This is a genomic window from Methylobacterium sp. 1973 (assembly GCF_040545035.1).
GTDB lineage: Bacteria > Pseudomonadota > Alphaproteobacteria > Rhizobiales > Beijerinckiaceae > Methylobacterium > Methylobacterium fujisawaense.
Genome location: NZ_JBEPLA010000003.1, coordinates 128073 through 146465, shown reverse-complemented (window position 1 = coordinate 146465; position 18393 = coordinate 128073). Strand labels below are relative to the sequence as shown.

Sequence of the window (18393 nt, the reverse complement as noted above, 5' to 3'; positions counted from 1 at the left end):
TCAGCCCCGGCCGGGAGGAATCGCGAAGATCGGCACGGCGGTGGCGTCGATCCGGCGGGGGATGAGTTTCGCCTCGTAGAACACGTCGGCGATGGCCTGCTGCTCGCCGAGCTGCGCCCGCTCCACCGGCTCGACGGCATAGGTGCGGCGGCTGTTGGCGGCGGCCACGACGGCGGGCGGCAGGTCGCCCCAGATCGGAGCCAGCAGCGCCACGGCCTCCACTGGGTTCGCCTTCATCCACGCGCCGGCCTCGGCGAGCGCGCGGTAGACGGTCGCCACCACCTCCGGCTGCGCGGCGGCGAAGCTATCGTTGACGAGGTAGTACCGGTGATAGCTCGTGAGCCCGCTGCCGTCGGCGATGACCCGCACCGGGCGCTTCGCCGCCGCGAAGGCCAGGAACGGATCCCAGATCGACCACGCATCGAGGCGGCCCTGCTCGAAGGCCACGGCACCTTCCGGCGCCTGAAGATAGGCGGGCGTGATATCGCCGAGCGTGAGGCCGTCGCGCTTCAGCGCGGCGGCGAGCACGTAATGGCTGCCCGAGCCGCGCGAGACGCCGACCGTCTTGCCCTTCAGATCGGCGACGGTGCGGATCGGCGACTCGTCCGGCACGATGATCGCCTCGGCCGATGGCGCCCCCCGCTCCCGGGCGTAGAAGGTGAGGGGCGCCTTGGCCGATTGGGTGAAGATCGGCACCGCATCGGCCACGTCGGCATGGATATCGACCGCGCCGGCATTCATCGGCTCGATCACGCTGGTGAACAGGTGCCAGGTCGGCGTGAAGCCCAGCGGAGCGAGCCGCTCGGCCAGCGTGCCCTTCACCTTGAGCACGGTGAACAGCACCGACGAGCGCTGCATGCTGATCTTCACCTCGCGCGGCGCCGCGTGCACGGCGGGGGCACCGAGCGCGACGGCGGCCGCGCCGCCGAGTCCGGTGCGCAGGAGCGAGCGGCGGGAGGGCGCGATCCGCCAGAGGGTCTCGTCGGTCATCGAAGGCTCGCAACGCGGCAGGGAAAGAAGAGGCCGGCCCCGTATTGAAAGCCGCCTGGGGGCGCCGGATCAATGAAACGTGTTTTCGATTTGCCGTAGCAGCATGGCAGACCGTTCCTCGACGGGCGCTCGGAAAAGTATTCTTTCGCTGTCGACGCCCGACAGTTCGGAATTCGGCGCCGACGATCGATCTTTGTCGGATCGTCCACGAATCACGGGCCCGAAGAGGCAGCCTTTTCTCTCTGGGACGTTGAAGAAAATGAAAATCTCCGAAGCGTCTTCCTTGCAAGACCGAGTTTCCAAAAACGGATAGTGCAAGACCATTCGGCTTGAGATCCGGGAACAACTCACCGATTCCAGGGGCATCGCTGTCGGGCCGTCGGCCGGAATCGGGAAGTCGTGTTCATGTCTCAGACGGAAGCGGGCTGGGGTGCGGGGCCGAGCGGGCGCTACGAGGAACTCGCGGACCGGTTTCGGCCGGTCTTCGCCGAGATCCGCGCCACGGCGGTCGAGCGGGATCGGACACGCCGACTGCCCCATGCCGAGATCGGCTGGCTGCGGGAGGCCAACTTCACCACGCTGCGCCTCGCGCCGTCCGAGGGCGGCCACGGCGCCAGCCTGTCGGAACTGTTCGCTCTGTTGATCGAGCTGTCGAGCGCCGATTCCAACGTCACCAATGCGCTGCGGGCGCATTTCGGCTTCACCGAGGATGCGCTCTGCTCGTCCTCGCCCGAATGGCGCGCGGCCTGGATCGGGCGGATCGGCGCGGGCGAGACGATCGGCAGCGGCGTCTCGGAGACGGGCCCCGCCAAGGTCGGCGCATTCGACACGGTGGTGCGCCAGCGTGACGGTGCCCGCGTGGTCGACGGCCGGAAGTTCTACACGACCGGCTCGCTGTTCGCGGACTACATCCACCTCTCGGCGGATGACGAGGCGGGCGGCCCGGTGACGGCGGCGGTGCCGGTGCGCGCGCCGGGGGTGACCATCGTCGACGATTGGGACGGGTTCGGGCAGTCGCTCACAGCCAGCGGCACCGCGACCTTCGAAGGCGTGGTGCTCGCCCCCGACCTGATCAAGCCTGATCCGGCCCGTTTCCCCTATGCGATGGCGTTCTTCCAGCTGGTTCATCTCGCGACGCTCGCCGGGATCGGCCGGGCGGCGGCGGACGACGTGGCACGGCTCGTGGCCGAGCGGACCCGCGTCTACAGCCACGGCAATGCCGGGCGGACGGCTGACGACCCGCAGATCCAGGCGGTGGTGGGGCGCGTGCGTGCCAACGCCTACGCGGCGGGCGCGATCGTCCTGAAGGTCGCGGAGGCCCTCCAGAGGGTCCACGACGCGCACCGGGCCGGATCGCCGGACGTGGAGCGTCAGGCGACGCTCGCCGATGTCGAGGTCAACCAAGCGGTCAGCGTGGTGACCGACCTGATCTTGAGCGCGACGACGAGCCTGTTCGACGCGCTGGGCGCCTCGGCGGTGAAGGTCGGGAACGGGCTCGACCGTTACTGGCGCAACGCCCGCACCATCGCCTCCCACAACCCGCGGATCTACCGGGACCGCTCCGTCGGCGCCTTCGCGATTTCCGGGGAGGCGCCGCCCCGGCAATACCGGGTCGGCTCGGCGTGAGGGGGCGACGGGCATGGCACGCCGCGACCGCATGCGCCTGGGCGCGTTCCTGTATCCCGGCGGCCACCACGTCGCCGCGTGGCGGCATCCGTCGTCCCAGGCCGATGCCGGGATCAACGCCGCCCATTACCGGCAGATCGCCCGGATCGCGGAGGCCGCGAAGTTCGATCTGCTCTTCCTCGCGGACGGCGTCAGCATTCGCGGGGACGATCTTGACGCCCTGAGCCGCACGGCGATCCGCTATGTCGGCCAGTTCGAGCCCCTGACGCTGCTGTCCCACCTGTCGGCGGTCACCGAGCGCATCGGGCTCGTGGCGACCGCCTCCACGACCTACAACGAGCCGTTCCATGTCGCGCGGAAGTTTGCCTCGCTCGATCACCTGAGCGGCGGCCGGGCGGGCTGGAACCTCGTCACCTCCGCCGATCCGCGCGAGGCCTGGAACTTCGGCCGCGAGAGCCATCTCGCCCACGCCAACCGCTACGCCCGAGCGGAGGAATTCGTGGACGTCGTCCGCGGTCTCTGGGATTCCTACGCGGACGACGCCTTCGTGCGCGACCGCGAGACCGGCCGCTTCTTCGACCCGGACAAGCTCGGCCTGCTCGCGCACGCGGGCGCGCATTTCTCGGTGAGGGGGCCGCTCAACGTCCCCCGGCCGCCGCAGGGGCATCCCGTGGTGGTTCAGGCCGGCTCTTCGGAGGCGGGCAAAGCCCTCGCCGCCCGCACCGCCGAAGTGATCTTCACCGCCCAGCAGACCCTGGAGGACGCGGTGGATTTCTACGGCGACGTGAAGCATCGGATGGCACGCCACGGCCGCAACCCCGACCACCTCAAGATCATGCCGGGCGCCTTCCCCGTCGTGGGCCGGACGGAGGCCGAGGCGCAGGACAAATTCGCGTCCCTGCAGGAGCTGATTCATCCGGTGGTCGGCCGCGCGCTCTTGCAGCAGCTCATCGGCGCCGATCTCTCCGCCTACCCGGACGATGCCCTCGTGCCGGATCTTCCGGAGACCGACGGCGGCAAGAGCCGTCAGGATCTCTTCCTCCGTCTCGCCCGCCGCGAAGGGCTGACGATCCGCGCATTGTACCTGCGGGCCGCCAGCGCCCGTGGACATTGGACGATCGTCGGCACGCCGGCGCAGATCGCGGACGCCCTGCAGGAGCGCTTCGAGGCTTATGGCGCGGATGGCTTCAACATCATGCCGCCGACCCTGCCCGGAGGCCTAGACGATTTCGTTTCCCTGGTGATCCCCGAACTGCGCCGAAGGGGCCTGTTCCGGGAGGCATACGAGGGGACGACCCTGCGGGAGAATCTCGGCCTGCCGCGTCCCGCCGACCGGTTCTCCACCCCGCACGCCGCCTCCGACCGGGGAGCGGCATGACCGTGCCCCGGCCGCAAGCGCCTTCGACTTCGGATCGCACGGCCATGACCGACGACGACACCGATATCCCCGCCCGGCGGCGCTTTCTGGAGGGCGGTGTCGCCGCCGTTGCCGGTTTGGTGGCCGGACACCCGATTGATCAGGGCGACCGTTGGGTTCGCAACGACGAGGTCCCGAGATGTCCCGGCGCGCCGCCGGGATCCTGTCCTGACAGACGTCGCGCCAGTCGGTCGGCCTGATTCCGGTCCGGGACGTGAAGCGGATCGATCTCGCCCCGGAACCGTGCCGGCTTCGGGGGACGTTTCTGCCCCTCGCCGTTCAGCCGAATGGAGCGCAAACCCGGATGCGCGGTGTTGGGGGCTTCGGAGATCCGGCGTGCGTTGGTCTGGCCGGAAGTCAAACGTCCGCCTTGCAGAGGGCGCGCTGCACAAGCGGACGAGCTCCAACTGATCCATGTCGGGCATGCGGAAAACCGCCTGGGCTTCCCGAAAGCGGGGGGATCGAGCCTCCGCGGGCGCCCAGGACGGCGTCTTCCACCCGAGGTCGGGAAGCATCGCTTCCCGACTGCGCCGAGGGTGCTGACAAACTTACTTCAGGCGCGCGGCAGCCCAGGCGATGTGGTCGGCCATGAAGGTCGAGATGAAGAAGTAGGAGTGGTCGTAGCCCTCGCGCATGTTCAGCGTCAGCGCGATGCCGGCCTTCTTGCAGGCCTCCTCAAGCAGCCAGGGGCGCAGACCGTCCTGAAGGAAGCTGTCGGCGGTGCCCTGATCCACCAGGATCTCGGGGAAGCGCTTGCCGTCCTCGATCAGCGCGGTGGCGTCGTGGGCGCGCCAGGCGGCCGGGTCGGACCCGAGGTACTTCTCGAAGGCAGGCTTCGACCAGCCGGCCGTGGACGGCTGTGCGATCGGCGCGAATGCGGAGCAGGACTTGAAGCGTTCCGGGTAGGTCAGCGCGATGGTGAGCGCCCCGTGGCCGCCCATGGAATGGCCGAAGATGCCCTGGCGCGACAGATCGGCGGGGAATTCCTGCGCGATCAGGGCCGGCAACTCCTCAGTCACGTAGCTCCACATCTTGTAGTTCTTCGCATAGGGCGCCTCGGTGGCGTCCAGATAGAAACCGGCACCGGAGCCGAACTGCCAGTTGCCCTCTTCGTCCGGGATCCCGGGGCCGCGCGGGCTGGTATCCGGAGCCACGACGATCACACCATGATCGGCTGCCGCCTTGCGATACTCACCCTTGTCCATGACGTTGGCGTGCGTGCAGGTCAGCCCGGACAGGTACCACAGCACCGGGACTGGTCCCTTCTCGGCCTGGGGCGGCACGAACACCGCGAAGGTCATCGGGCATCCGGTGGTCTGCGCGTCGTGCTTGTAGACGCCCTGCGTGCCGCCGTGGGCGCGGGCCTTCGAGACGGTTTCCATCAGCTGTGATCTCCTGCTCGGGCGTCGAGAGCCCCGCTCGGGGGCCGGATCGCGGGCACCGGGGCTCCGGGAATGCGGGGGCGTGCGTGGGGCTCCCCGACCTCGCAGGCGGGGGAGCCCCGGATCTGTCTTCCTTAGTACACGACCACGGAGCGGATCGACTTGCCCTCGTGCATGAGGTCGAAGCCGTGGTTGATCTCCTCCAGCGGCATGGTGTGGGTGATCAGATCGTCGATGTTGATCTTACCCTCCATGTACCAGTCGACGATCTTCGGCACGTCCGTGCGTCCGCGCGCGCCGCCGAACGCCGAACCCTTCCAGACGCGGCCGGTGACGAGCTGGAACGGACGGGTCGAGATCTCGCGGCCGGCTTCCGCCACGCCGATGACGATCGACTCGCCCCAGCCGCGATGGCAGCACTCGAGGGCTTGGCGCATCACGTGAACGTTGCCGGTGCAGTCGAAGGAGAAATCGGCGCCGCCGCCGGTGAGATCGACGATGGCCTGGACCACCTTGTCGGTGCCGACCTCGTTCGGATTGATGAAGTCGGTCATGCCGAATTTGCGGGCCATGGCCTGCTTCTCCGGGTTGATGTCGACGCCGATGATCTTGTCGGCACCGACCATCCGGGCGGCCTGGAGCACGTTGAGGCCGATGCCGCCGAGACCGAACACAACCACGTTGGCGCCCGGCCAGACCTTGGCGGTGTAGATCACTGCGCCGATCCCGGTGGTCACGCCGCAGCCGATGTAGCAGATCTTGTCGAAGGGGGCGTCTTCGCGGATCTTGGCCAGCGCGATGGCGGGCAGGACCGTGAAGTTCGAGAAGGTCGAGCAGCCCATGTAGTGGAATACGGTGCTCGAACCGCCCGGGCTGCCGCCGGTCGAGACGCAGGAGAAGCGGCTCGTGCCGTCCGGCATCACGCCCTGGCCCTGGGTCGCCCGGATCGCGGTGCACAGGTTGGTGCGCTGGGACAGGCAGGACTTACAGTTGCGGCATTCCGGCGTGTAGAGCGGGATGACATGGTCGCCGGGCTTCAGCGTGGTGACGCCGGCGCCGACCTCGCGGACGATGCCTGCGCCCTCATGGCCGAGGATCGCCGGGAACTTGCCCTCGGAATCGAGGCCCGACAGCGTGTAGGCGTCGGTGTGGCAGATCCCGGTGGCCATCAGCTCGACGAGAACCTCGCCGGCCTTGGGCCCCTCGATGTCGATGGTCTCGATCGTGAGAGGCTTCTTGGCCTCCCACGCGACAGCCGCGCGCGTCTTCATCACAAGTTCCTGTTGTCTGGACGATCACGGACGGCGCCGAACTGCCGACTCTTCGGTGCGCCTCGCTCATGGGCGGCGCACCGAACGGTCCGGAAATCTGGTGCGTGTGTGATGCTTCTGGCGCTCGGATGCAACGTCTGCGTCCGCATTTTGACCCTGGCGTCCCGGTTCCGGCAGATCCGGGGAATGGGTCGCATCCGCACCGTGCATGGCGTGCGCCGACTGCGACGGTTGCACCAGGTCCGTCGCCGACGGGACCAGTTGCCTTGGCCGAAATCGACCCGTGGCTGTCCCAGGCTCCGCTCGGCCATGCCCACGGTGCTGACGGGATCCGGACGCGCGCTGATCGGCGATCCTGCCCTGGGACGATATGGGCACGACCGTCGCCCGGAGTCGCACGCGTCACGCGCCGCGTGAATCTCCTGTCCGCGTCGGTGCATGAGCGGTGCCCGTCACGGTCCGCCAGCGTGGGCGGGCCCAGCTACATGCGTGAGCCGCTGTCCGCAGCGTGATCGAAAGCCACGTGAGCCGACCCCGATCTCTCATCCCCGGAATGGGATTCGGGCTGGCGGGAGGCCTGAGCCGACCTCTCCACCGCGGTCGTCGCGCGACAATGCCACGCTATCGGCGTCCGGCGCGGGCGGATACCGAAGCCAAACGCATCGGTGAGTGGACACGCTCCGTCGCCGCCCGCAGATTCGTCCGCCCTCCCAGGCGCCCGACGCCCGACCTCTCCCTGATCGATCCTCGTATGATCCATACCGGCTACAGCCCGGCCCTTGTGGCGCTCTCCATCGTGATCGCGGTGTTCGCATCCTATGCGGCGCTCGACCTCGGAGCGCGCATCCGCCAGCCCGATTCCGGTCCGCGCTGGGCCTGGGCCGCAGCCGCCGCGTGCGCCATGGGCGGTGGCATCTGGGCCATGCATTTCGTCGGGATGCTTGCCTTCGAGATGGGCATGCCGGCGCGGTACGACCTCGGCACGACCGTCCTGTCGCTGTTGATCGCTGTGGGCAGCACGGCCGCGGCCTTTGCCTGGGTGGCGCGGGAAGGCATCGCCACCGCTCCGCTGCTCGTCGCGGGCTCGGCGATGGGCCTGGGCGTGGCGGCCATGCACTATACCGGCATGGCCGCGATGCGGGTCCCGGGGAACCTGGCCTACGACCCGCGCATCGTCGCGGCGTCGGTCGCCATCGCCGTCACCGCATCGACCGCCGCGCTGTGGCTCACCTTCCGGCGCAACCGCCCCTGGCAGAGGCTCATGGCCGCCGGCGTCATGGGGCTGGCGGTCGCCGGCATGCACTACACCGGCATGGCCGCCGCGACCTTTACAGCCGAGGAGGCGGGTGCTCACCCGGCCCACGCGGCCATCCTGTCCACCGGTCAGCAGGATCTCGCCCTGGCGGTGGCCGGTATCACCTTCGTCGTCCTGTTCCTGGCGATGATGGCGGGTTCGTTCGACCAGCGGCGCACCCAGCGGCGTTTACACGTCAGCGAAGCGCGCTTCCGCTCCGCGGTTCGGGCCGTCGATGGCGTGATGTGGACGACGAACGCTGCCGGTGACTTCATCGAGGAGCAGCCGGGCTGGGAGCAGATCACGGGCCATACCTTCGCTGAGTATCGCGGTCGCGGCTGGGCGAAAGCGATCCACCCGGAGGATTTCCCCGAGACGAACCGGATCTGGCAGGAGGCGTCCCGGACGGGCGGCGCCTACGCCGTGGAACACCGCGTCCGCGCATCGGATGGCAGCTGGCGGCACTACGCGGTGCGCGCCGTGCCCGTGCGGGATGCGGACGGGGCGATCCGCGAATGGGTCGGCGTCCACGCGGATGTCAGCGCCCGTCACGCCCACGAGGCCGCCTTGCGGGATGCCCGGGATGCGGCCGAAGCCGCCAACCGCGCCAAGAGCGCGTTCCTCGCCAACATGAGCCACGAGCTGCGCACGCCGCTCTCGGCGGTCATCGGCTACGCCGAGATGCTTCAGGAGGAGGCGGAGGATCTCGGGCAGGACACGTTCCAGGCCGATCTCGGAAAGATCCGCTCGAACGCCCAGCACCTTCTCGGGCTGATCAACGACGTCCTCGACCTCTCGAAGGTCGAGGCCGAGAAGATGGACGTCCTGGCCGAGGACGTCGCCGTCGAGGCCTTCGTGCGAGACGCCGCCGCGACCGTCGAGGGTCTCGTGGCCAAGAAGGGCAACCGCCTCGTCCTCGACCTTGCTCCGGACCTCGGCCATGCACAGACCGACGCGGTGAAACTGCGCCAGTGCCTGTTCAATCTGCTCGGCAACGCCGCCAAGTTCACCGAGGGTGGGACCGTGACGTTGCGGGTCCGGCGCGAGCCCGGCCCCCACGGTGACCGGCTGACCTTCGCCGTATCGGATACTGGCATCGGCATGACGCCCGAGCAGCTCGCCGGGCTGTTCCAGAGGTTCGTGCAGGCCGACGAATCGACGACGCGCAAGTACGGCGGCACGGGACTGGGCTTGGCCCTGACCAAGGCCTTCGCCAATCTGATGGGCGGCGACGTCTCCGCGGACAGCGCCGAAGGTCGGGGCACGACCTTCACCCTCACACTGCCGGCGACCATGCCCGGGCCCGAGATCGCGGATGGGCATCCTCCGGCCCTTCACGGGGGCACGGCGGACGGCACGCGCGGTCTGGTCCTGGTCGTCGACGACGAGTCCAGCCAGCGCGAGCTGATGATCCGCTTCCTGGCCCGCCAGGGCTTTGCGGCCCAGGCTGCGGTCGACGGACGGTCGGGTCTCGAACTCGCACGCCAGTTGCAGCCCGTCGCGGTGCTGCTCGACGTGATGATGCCGGAGATGGACGGCTGGGCCGTGCTGGCCGCGCTGAAGCGCGACGACGCCACCCGCGACATCCCGGTGATCATGGTCAGCTTCGTGGCCGATGCCGCACTCGGGGCCGCGCTCGGGGCGGCCGGTTCGCTTCCGAAGCCGGTGGACTGGAGCCGCCTGAAGGGGGTGCTCGACCGGATTGGCGCCGGCGCGGGCGACGTGCTGGTGGTGGATGACGACGCCGAGATGCGGCGCCGGCTCCGCACCGTGCTGGGGCGCCAGGGGTTCGCGGTTCGGGAGGCCGGCGACGGGGCCGAGGCCCTGGCCAGCGTGCGCGCGGCGCGCCCGGGGCTCGTGCTCCTCGACCTGACCATGCCGGTGATGGACGGCTTCGCATTCCTGCGTGCGCTGCGGGCAATGCCGGGCGGCGACGAAGTTCCGGTGGTCGTCCTGAGTGCCCGCGACGTCTCGGAGGAAGAGCGTCATGATCTGTCCGCGGCCGACCGGATCTTGCGCAAGGGTGACGCCAGCTTGCAGGACGTTGCCGCGGAAGTCGGCCGGCTCGGCCGACTGAACCCGTCCATCCCGGTGCGTGCGACAGACGGCTGATCGACAGGCAGCGCGTCCATCCCTCGACAACCGGCGTCGCCCGGGTGCCGTTCGTACGCACCGTCTTGGGGCACCGCTGGCCGTCTCACCGGGAACCAGAACGCCGGCAGCCCTGTGCCGATACGCGGGAACGGCGGATCTCCACAGATCCCGGGGATCTCTGCCGGGCAAAATCGCCGCGCCTGTCTGCGATCGGCACGCGTTCCCCTGTCGATTCTCTCGGGCGCGATCCAGAAAGCTTTAACCCCGCGCGTTGCCAAGCAGGTCCCGCAGGTTGTCAATCAAGTCGTCCGCACGGAATGGCTTCTGCAGCAATGGGAAGTCATTGGCATCCTGACCTTCTCGAAGGTAACCGGAGGCCAGCAGGATCTGCATGTGTGGCCATTGCTGTCGGATGATGTGTCCGAGCTCGATGCCGTTCATCGTGCCGGGCATGTTCACGTCGCTGAAAACGAGGCAGATATTCGCCTCCTTCCGCAGAACGCGCAGAGCCTCGCTGGCATCATGCGCACTGAGCACCTCGAACGCGAGGGCCTCGAGGGTCGAGACAACGGTCGAGCGAACATCGGCGTCGTCCTCGACGACAAGCACGGCCCTACCCGCACCATTCATCGGGTTGGGAGATACGTTCGTCGGACCCGCAGGGTCTTCTTTCGACTTGGGACTCCCTCCGGCGAGCACGGGCATCGTGACGACGAAACGGGTGCCTTGATGCGGCGTGCTGTCGACAACGATGGTCCCGCCGCTCTGCTGCACGAAGCCGTAGACCATGCTCAGACCGAGGCCCGTGCCTTTGCCGGCCTCCTTCGTCGTGAAGAAGGGTTCGAAGACGCGCGCCAGAACATCAGGTGACATCCCCGTGCCCGAGTCGGCGACCGTGATCTCTACGAAACGCACGTCCTCGACCCCCTCCGGCCCAGTGAAGTCCCGGCGCCTGATGCGGATGTCCAAGGTCCCTCCATCCGGCATCGCGTCCCGGGCATTCACCGCGAGGTTGATGAGAGCGGCCTCGAACTGAGCGTGATCGACACAGACTTCCGGCAGTCCCGCCTCCAGATCCGCGGAGATCGTGATCCGCTCGCCGAGCGTACGCTCCAGAAGCTTGATCAGGCCAGGAATGAAGTTCGCGAAGTTCAGCGCCTTCGGCTGGAGAGGGGAGCGTCGCGAGAAGGCCAGCAGCCGGCTGGTGAGTTCGGCGCAGCGATGGGCCCCTTCGATGGCGCTCTCGATGCGGCGGTGCGCCTTCTCGTTGCCCAGCAACGCGCCCTTGACCAAGTCGAGATTGCCGATGACGATGCTCAACATGTTGTTGAAATCGTGCGCGATCCCGCCGGTTAGGCGGCCCATCGCCTCGAGTTTCGAAGCGTGCTGCAAGTTGAGTTCAAGTTCCTTACGCTCCGTCACGTCGAACCACATCCCGAAGAGTTCGACCGCCGTGCCGCTCTCATCACGGTTCACCGCGATCTGGTCGAGGATGTGTCGTTCCAAGCCATCCGCGTTGCGCCAGCGATATTCCAGAGCCACCTCGCCGGTCTCGAGGACCGCGCAAAGCGCCGCCGACACGCGCTCACGGTCGTCTGCTTCGAGGCGGGAGCTCCAGAGGCCGGAGGTGGCGAAGGCCTCGCGCGAGAAGCCGGTGATGCGCGCGATGCTGTCGTTGGTGAAGTACAGGCGCCGGTCGGCGACGCCGATCGGTGAGGTGTAGAGGGCGATGGGAAGGCCGCGCAGGACAGCGGCCTGATGCTCTTCCCGCCTGCGCAGCGCCTGCTCGGCTTCCAATTTCTCACCGCGTACGCGAAGGTTCTCCAGGAGCAGACGCTTCTCGGCGGTCGCGTTGCGCTTGATCTCTTCGGTCTTGCGGTACAGATCAACGAAGACATCGACCTTCGACTTCAGCACCAAAGGCTGGATCGGCTTGAAGACATAGTCGACCGCGCCTGCGGAGTAACCGCGGAAGATGTGGATGTCGTCCTTGTTGTGGGCCGTGAGGAACAGGATCGGGACACGGGATGTGCGCGAGCGGCTGCGGATGAGGGCGGCCACCTCGTAGCCGTCCATGCGCGGCATCTGTACGTCGAGCAGAATGAGGGCGAAGTCCTCCCGGAGGGCCCGGCGTAGGGCTTCCTCCGGCGAGTTCGCTAGAATCAAGTCGGTCTCGGGATCGGCTAGAATCTCGGAGGCGGCAAGCAGATTACGCTGGTCGTCATCGACGATCAGGATCTTGGCTCGGACCGGGGCCAGCTCGGTGGGTAAGCCGAGCTGTCCTGCGGTATCGTCCGGACCAGCCGGATGGGGATCCAGTCGGCGGCTCATCGGGGTTGCCGCTCGAAGTCTCTCGCTTCCGCGCGTAGCGGCGGCACACCGTCGGCGATCTCGCCCCGTCGTGCCAACTGCACCCGCAGCACGGCCAGAAGCTCGTCCATGTCGATCGGCTTCGAGACGTAATCCGACGCGCCCGCCTCGAGGCACTTCTCGCGGTCGCCCTTCATGGCCTTCGCGGTCACGGCGATCAGCGGCAGGGTTCGGAATGCGCCCTGAACCCGGATCGCACGCATCGTCTCGTAGCCGTCCATTCCTGGCATCATGATGTCGATCAACATCGCGTCGATGTTCGGATGGGATTCGAGCAGCGCGATGCCGTCGTGCCCGCTCTCCGCGAACAGAACCTCAAGCCCGTGCTGCTCCAGGGCGCTCGTGAGCGAGAAGATGTTACGCAGGTCGTCGTCGATCAGGATGACCCGGCAGCCCTGGAGAGACACGCCGTCACTGCGATCGCCGAGACCCTGCTCGTCGGCCGGGGCGCTGGCGATGGCCCGATGCAGGAACAGGGCGGTCTCGTCGAGAAGCCGCTCGGACGAGCGCGTGTCCTTGATGATGATCGTCGAGGCGGTCTGCCTCAGCTGCTGCTCCTCGGCGGGCGTGAGCTCCCGACCGGTATAGACGATGATCGGCAGCTCCTCCCCGTTTTGCGAGGCGCGGATCTGCTCGATCAGCTCGGAACCACCGATATCGGGCAAGCCGAGATCGATGATCGCGCAGTCGAACCGGCCGCCGGTCAGGGCTTCCAGTGCGGCCGACGCCGTGCCGACCCCGAAAATCTTGACGTCCTCCTCGCTCAGGAGCGCCGTGATGCTGGCGCGCTGGTTCTCGTCGTCCTCGACGAGCAGAAGGTTGCGGACGGGCCGCGTGATGAAATCCTTCGAGAGCTCCAGGGCCCGCAGCAGGCCCTCGCGCTCCACGGGCTTCTCCAGAAAGCCGAACGCGCCGGCGCGCAGGCCGCGCTTCTTCTCGTCGTTGACGGAGATGACGTGGATCGGGATGTGGCGGGTGCGGGAGTTGTTCTTCAGGAGGTCGAGCAGGGCCCAGCCGTCCATGTCGGGCAGGCCGATATCGAGGGTGATGGCGTGCGGCTTGAAGCGGTGGGCGAGGCTCAGCGCGCCGGCACCGTCCTGCGCGATCAAGCCTTTGAACCCGCGTTCGCGCGCAAGTTCCAGCAGCACCGAGGCGAACATCGCGTCGTCCTCGACGATGAGCACGATGTGATCCCCCGGGTGGATGGCATGGCGGTCGTCCGCGGCGGCCGAAAGGGCCATCGCGGCGTTCGGCTGGCGGCCGGTCAGCGCGGCATTTCCGGTCCCCGCGGCCGTCTCCCACGCGCGGCCCGTGGCCGCCTGAACGGGCGGTTCGAAGGGCAGGAACAGGGTGAAGGTGCTGCCCGAACCGATGCGGCTCTCGACCACGATCTCGCCGCCCAGCAGGCGGGCGATTTCGCGGCTGATGGCGAGGCCGAGGCCGGTGCCGCCATACTTGCGGCTCGTGGTCCCGTCGGCCTGCTGAAACGCCTCGAAGATGATCCGCTGCTTATCCTCGGCGATGCCGATGCCGGTATCGGTTACGGAGAGGGCCATCCACTGGCTCCCGGCGCGCAGCGGCGAGCCCTCGGCCGAGCCGATCTTGAGCGAAACGCTGCCCGTCTCGGTGAATTTGAAGGCGTTGGAGAGAAGGTTCCGGAGAACCTGCTGCAGGCGCTTGGAATCCGTGCGTACCGACCGCGGCAGGCCGGGCTCGACATCGATCACGAAGGCGAGCTGGCGGTCCTCGGCCAGCTGGCGGAAGGTCCTTTCGAGGTTCTCGACGAGGTCTTGCAGCGCGACATCGCCGACTTCGAGCGACACCGTCCCGGACTCGATCTTGGAGAGATCGAGGATGTCGTTGATGAGCGACAGGAGGTCGGTCCCGGCTGCGTTGATCGTCTTGGCGAACTCCCGCTGCTTGTCCGTGAGGTTCCCGTCGCGGTTCTCGGAGAGAAGCTTCGAGAGGATCAACAGGCTGTTGAGCGGCGTGCGCAGCTCGTGGCTCATGTTGGCCAGGAACTGCGACTTGTAGCGCGAGGTCAGGCTCAGCTGCTCGGCCTTCTCCTCCAGCGCCGTCTTGGCGACGGAGACCTCACGGTTCTTGCCCTCGACCTCGCGCTTCTGGATTTCGAGCAGCCGCGCCTTCTCCTCCAGCTCCTCGTTGGTCTGCTGCAGGCGCTCGCGCTGGCTCTTCAGCAGATCCTCGGATTGCTGCAGGGAGGCCGCCTGAAGTTCCAGGCGGTCGTTCGTCTTCTTTAGCTCCTCTTGCCGGCTCTGCAATTCGCCGGTCAGGAGCTGCGACTGCTTGAGGAGACCTTCGGTCCGCATGTTGGCGGCAATCGTGTTGAGCACGATCCCGATGGATTCGGTCAGTTGGTCAAGGAAGGACTGATGGGTCTCACTGAAACGGTTGAACGACGCCAGCTCGATGACTGCCCGAACTTCCTGCTCGAACAGGACTGGCAGGACGATGATGTTGAGGGGTGGTGCCTCGCCGAGAGCCGAGCCGATGGTGATGTAGTCGCCGGGCACGTTGGTGAGGGTGATGCGCTTTTTCTCGAAGGCGCATTGGCCCACGAGACCCTGACGGAGGCGATACCGGTTCGACAGGTTCTTGCGCTCCGTGAAGGCATAGCTCGCCATCAGATCCAGAACCGGCTCTCCGCCATCGTCCTCCACCATGAAGAACACGCCGCGCTGGGCATTCACGAGCGAAGCGATCTCGGACAGGATCAGATTTGAGACGGTGGCGAGGTCGCGCTCGCCCTGCAGCATGCGCGTGAACTTGGCGAGGTTCGTCTTCAGCCAGTCCTGCTCGGCGTTCTTGAGGGTCGTGTCCCGCAGATTGCGGATCATCTCGTTGATGTTGTCCTTCAACGAGGCGACTTCGCCGGAAGCCTCGACCGAGATCGAGCGTGCGAGGTCGCCCTTCGTCACCGCCGTCGCCACTTCGGCGATGGCGCGCACCTGGGTCGTCAGGTTTGCCGCGAGCTGGTTCACGTTGTCGGTGAGATCGCGCCACAGCCCGGCGGCACCCGGCACCCGGGCCTGACCGCCGAGCTTCCCTTCGACGCCCACCTCGCGGGCCACGTTGGTGACTTGGTCGGCAAAGGTGGCGAGCGTCTCGATCATCTCGTTGACGGTGTCGGCCAGGGCGGCGATCTCGCCCTTGGCATCGACCGAGAGTTTCCGCGTGAGGTCGCCCTGGGCCACCGCCGTGACGACATCCGCGATGCCGCGGACCTGACCGGTCAGGTTGGCCGCCATCATGTTCACGTTGTCGGTGAGGTCCTTCCAGGTTCCGCCGACGCCGCGGACCTGTGCCTGTCCGCCGAGCTTGCCCTCCGAGCCGACCTCACGGGCAACGCGGGTCACCTCCGAGGCGAAGGAGTTGAGCTGATCCACCATCGTGTTGATGGTCGATTTCAGCTCCAGGATCTCACCCTTCACGTCGACGGTGATCTTCTTGGACAGATCGCCGTTGGCCACCGCAGTCGTGACGTCGGCGATGTTGCGCACCTGACCGGTGAGGTTCGCGGCCATCATGTTGACGTTGTCGGTGAGATCCTTCCAGGTTCCGCCGACGCCGCGCACTTGGGCCTGTCCGCCGAGCTTGCCCTCGATGCCAACCTCGCGGGCGACGCGGACCACCTCCGAGGCGAAGGAGTTGAGCTGATCCACCATCGTGTTGATGGTCGACTTCAATTCCAGGATCTCGCCTTCGACGGCCACGGTGATCTTCTTGGAGAGATCGCCGTTGGCCACCGCGGTTGTGACCTCGGCGATGTTGCGCACCTGGCCCGTCAGGTTGGCCGCCATCATGTTCACGTTGTCGGTCAGGCCTTTCCACACGCCGCCGACGCCCTTGACCTGCGCCTGCCCGCCGAGCTTGCCTTCCGTGCCGACTTCGCGGGCGACGCGGGTCACCTCCGAGGCGAAGGAGTTGAGTTGGTCCACCATCGTGTTGATGGTCGATTTCAGCTCCAGGATCTCGCCCTTCACGTCGACGGTGATCTTCTTGGACAGGTCGCCATTGGCCACCGCGGTGGTCACGTCGGCGATGTTGCGCACCTGACCGGTCAGGTTGGCGGCCATCAGGTTGACGTTGTCGGTGAGATCGGCCCAGGTTCCTGCCACGCCTTCGACGCGGGCCTGCCCGCCGAGCTTCCCCTCCGAGCCGACCTCCTTGGCGACGCGGGTCACCTCCGAGGCGAAGGAATTGAGCTGATCCACCATCGTGTTGATGGTGTTCTTCAATTCCAGAATTTCGCCGCGCACGTCCACGGTGATCTTCTTGGACAGGTCGCCGTTGGCCACCGCGGTGGTCACGTCGGCGATGTTGCGCACCTGGCCGGTAAGGTTGGCGGCCATGAGGTTCACGTTGTCGGTGAGATCGGCCCAGGTGCCGGCGACCCCAGGAACTTGGGCCTGCCCGCCGAGCTTCCCCTCCGAGCCGACCTCGCGCGCGACGCGGGTCACCTCCGAGGCGAAGGAATTAAGCTGATCCACCATCGTGTTGATGGTGTTCTTCAGCTCCAGGATCTCACCGCGCACGTCCACGGTGATCTTCTTGGACAGGTCGCCGTTGGCCACCGCGGTGGTCACGTCGGCGATGTTGCGCACCTGGCCGGTGAGGTTGGCCGCCATCATGTTCACGTTGTCGGTGAGGTCCTTCCAGGTCCCACCGACGCCTTCCACCTGGGCCTGACCGCCGAGCTTGCCCTCCGTGCCGACCTCGCGGGCGACACGTGTCACCTCGGAGGCGAAGGAGTTGAGCTGGTCCACCATCGTGTTGATGGTCAGCTTCAGCGCCAGGATCTCGCCTTTGACGTCGACGGTGATCTTCTTGGAGAGGTCGCCACGCGCGACCGCGGTCGTGACTTCGGCGATGTTACGTACTTGGCCCGTCAGATTCTCGGCCATCATGTTGACGTTGTCGGTCAAGTCCTTCCAGACACCACCGACGCCCTTGACCTGAGCCTGGCCTCCAAGCTTGCCTTCCGAGCCCACCTCCTTGGCAACGCGCGTGACCTCCGAGGCGAAGGAATTGAGCTGATCGACCATTGTGTTGATGGTCGATTTCAGGTCGAGGATCTCACCTTTCACATCGACAGTGATCTTCTTGGACAGATCGCCATTGGCCACGGCAGTGGTGACCTCCGCGATATTGCGGACTTGGCCTGTCAGATTGGCCGCCATCAGGTTCACGTTGTCGGTGAGGTCCTTCCAGGTTCCGCCGACGCCCTTGACCTTGGCCTGACCGCCGAGCTTGCCCTCCGAGCCAACCTCCCGGGCCACGCGGGTCACCTCCGAGGCAAAGGAGTTCAGCTGGTCGACCATCGTGTTGACCACTTTGCCGATGCGGAGGAACTCGCCCCTCAACGGGCGGCCCTCGATCTCGATCTGCATGGTCTGACCGAGGTCGCCTTTCGCGACCGCCCCGATGACGCGGGCCACTTCGGTGGTCGGTTGAACGAGATCTCCGATCATCGTGTTGACCGAGTCGACACAGTCGTTCCATCCGCCGGTCGCGGCCGGAAGCTTGCCACGCTCGCCGATGCGCCCGTCCTTGCCCACGGCACGAGCAACCCGGTCGAGTTCCCGGACGAGACCCTGATTGAGTTCGAGAATGTCGTTGAACGCGTCCGCGATCTCGCCATCGATGCCCGTGAGATCCAGCGGCAGCCGGATCGAGAAGTCACCTTTCCGAAAGGCGCGGAGGCTCTTCAGGAGGAGCTTCGGCTCCAACTGCGACGTAGTCGGCGTCATGCGGAAACAACCTCAGGGTAGATGCGCATGGCTAAGCGTGGCAGCCATCCGAATCGTCAGCGACTACGAGTGACCACCAACGAAGTGGCACGGCAATTGAGCTCAGCCCAGCGGGTTGCTCAATCGTTTGGAACTCGGGACGAAGCCAAATCGCGAGCCTCGTCCTGCGTAGAACTTG

General features: G+C 66.8%; 9 protein-coding genes. 4 read left to right on the top strand and 5 right to left on the bottom strand.

The genetic code is table 11. The features are described 5' to 3' along the window. On the bottom strand, nt 1–990 hold the full coding sequence (locus ABIC70_RS07695) for an ABC transporter substrate-binding protein (protein ID WP_107088705.1): 990 nt from the start codon (nt 988–990) through the stop codon (nt 1–3). A gap of 405 nt (nt 991–1395) precedes the next feature. Between ABIC70_RS07695 and ABIC70_RS07690 the strand changes: the two genes are divergently transcribed. From ABIC70_RS07690 to ABIC70_RS07680, 3 genes are read left to right on the top strand one after another with little or no spacing between them, the layout of a single operon-like run. Then, nucleotides 1396–2616 carry an acyl-CoA dehydrogenase family protein gene (locus tag ABIC70_RS07690; RefSeq protein ID WP_043382265.1) on the top strand — a complete coding sequence of 407 codons (1221 nt, stop codon included), beginning with the start codon at nt 1396–1398 and terminating at the stop codon, nt 2614–2616. A 13-nt stretch (nt 2617–2629) separates the two neighbouring features. Then, the gene (locus tag ABIC70_RS07685) at nt 2630–3994 is read left to right on the top strand and encodes an LLM class flavin-dependent oxidoreductase (protein WP_354439340.1); all 1365 of its coding nucleotides are present in this window, start codon (nt 2630–2632) and stop codon (nt 3992–3994) included. 44 nt (nt 3995–4038) lie between these two features. Continuing rightward, a complete protein-coding gene (locus ABIC70_RS07680) occupies nt 4039–4233 on the top strand; it encodes a hypothetical protein (protein ID WP_139239460.1) in 195 nt (64 codons plus the stop codon). A 348-nt stretch (nt 4234–4581) separates the two neighbouring features. On the opposite strand, the gene fghA is transcribed toward ABIC70_RS07680, so the two are convergent. Next, on the bottom strand, nt 4582–5415 hold the full coding sequence (gene fghA / locus ABIC70_RS07675) for an S-formylglutathione hydrolase (RefSeq protein ID WP_043382092.1): 834 nt from the start codon (nt 5413–5415) through the stop codon (nt 4582–4584). Between the two features lie 134 nt (nt 5416–5549). Next, entirely contained in the window at nt 5550–6686 is a 1137-nt protein-coding gene (locus tag ABIC70_RS07670; protein ID WP_043382090.1) for an S-(hydroxymethyl)glutathione dehydrogenase/class III alcohol dehydrogenase, read from the bottom strand. Nucleotides 6687–7437: 751 nt separating this feature from the next. On the opposite strand from ABIC70_RS07670, the gene ABIC70_RS07665 reads away from it, so the two are divergent. Beyond that, nucleotides 7438–10092: an MHYT domain-containing protein gene (locus tag ABIC70_RS07665; protein ID WP_354439337.1), complete on the top strand. Its 2655-nt coding sequence runs from the start codon at nt 7438–7440 to the stop codon at nt 10090–10092. A 240-nt stretch (nt 10093–10332) separates the two neighbouring features. Here the strand turns inward: ABIC70_RS07665 and ABIC70_RS07660 are convergent, their stop codons facing one another. Both ABIC70_RS07660 and ABIC70_RS07655 read right to left on the bottom strand, forming a co-directional pair. After that, the gene (locus ABIC70_RS07660; RefSeq protein ID WP_354439336.1) at nt 10333–12405 is read right to left on the bottom strand and encodes a response regulator; all 2073 of its coding nucleotides are present in this window, start codon (nt 12403–12405) and stop codon (nt 10333–10335) included. Beyond that, nucleotides 12402–18215, bottom strand: coding sequence for a HAMP domain-containing protein (locus ABIC70_RS07655; protein ID WP_354439335.1), 5814 nt, complete (start codon nt 18213–18215; stop codon nt 12402–12404). The genes ABIC70_RS07660 and ABIC70_RS07655 overlap by 4 nt, the downstream gene beginning before the upstream one ends. Nucleotides 18216–18393 lie beyond the last annotated feature (178 nt).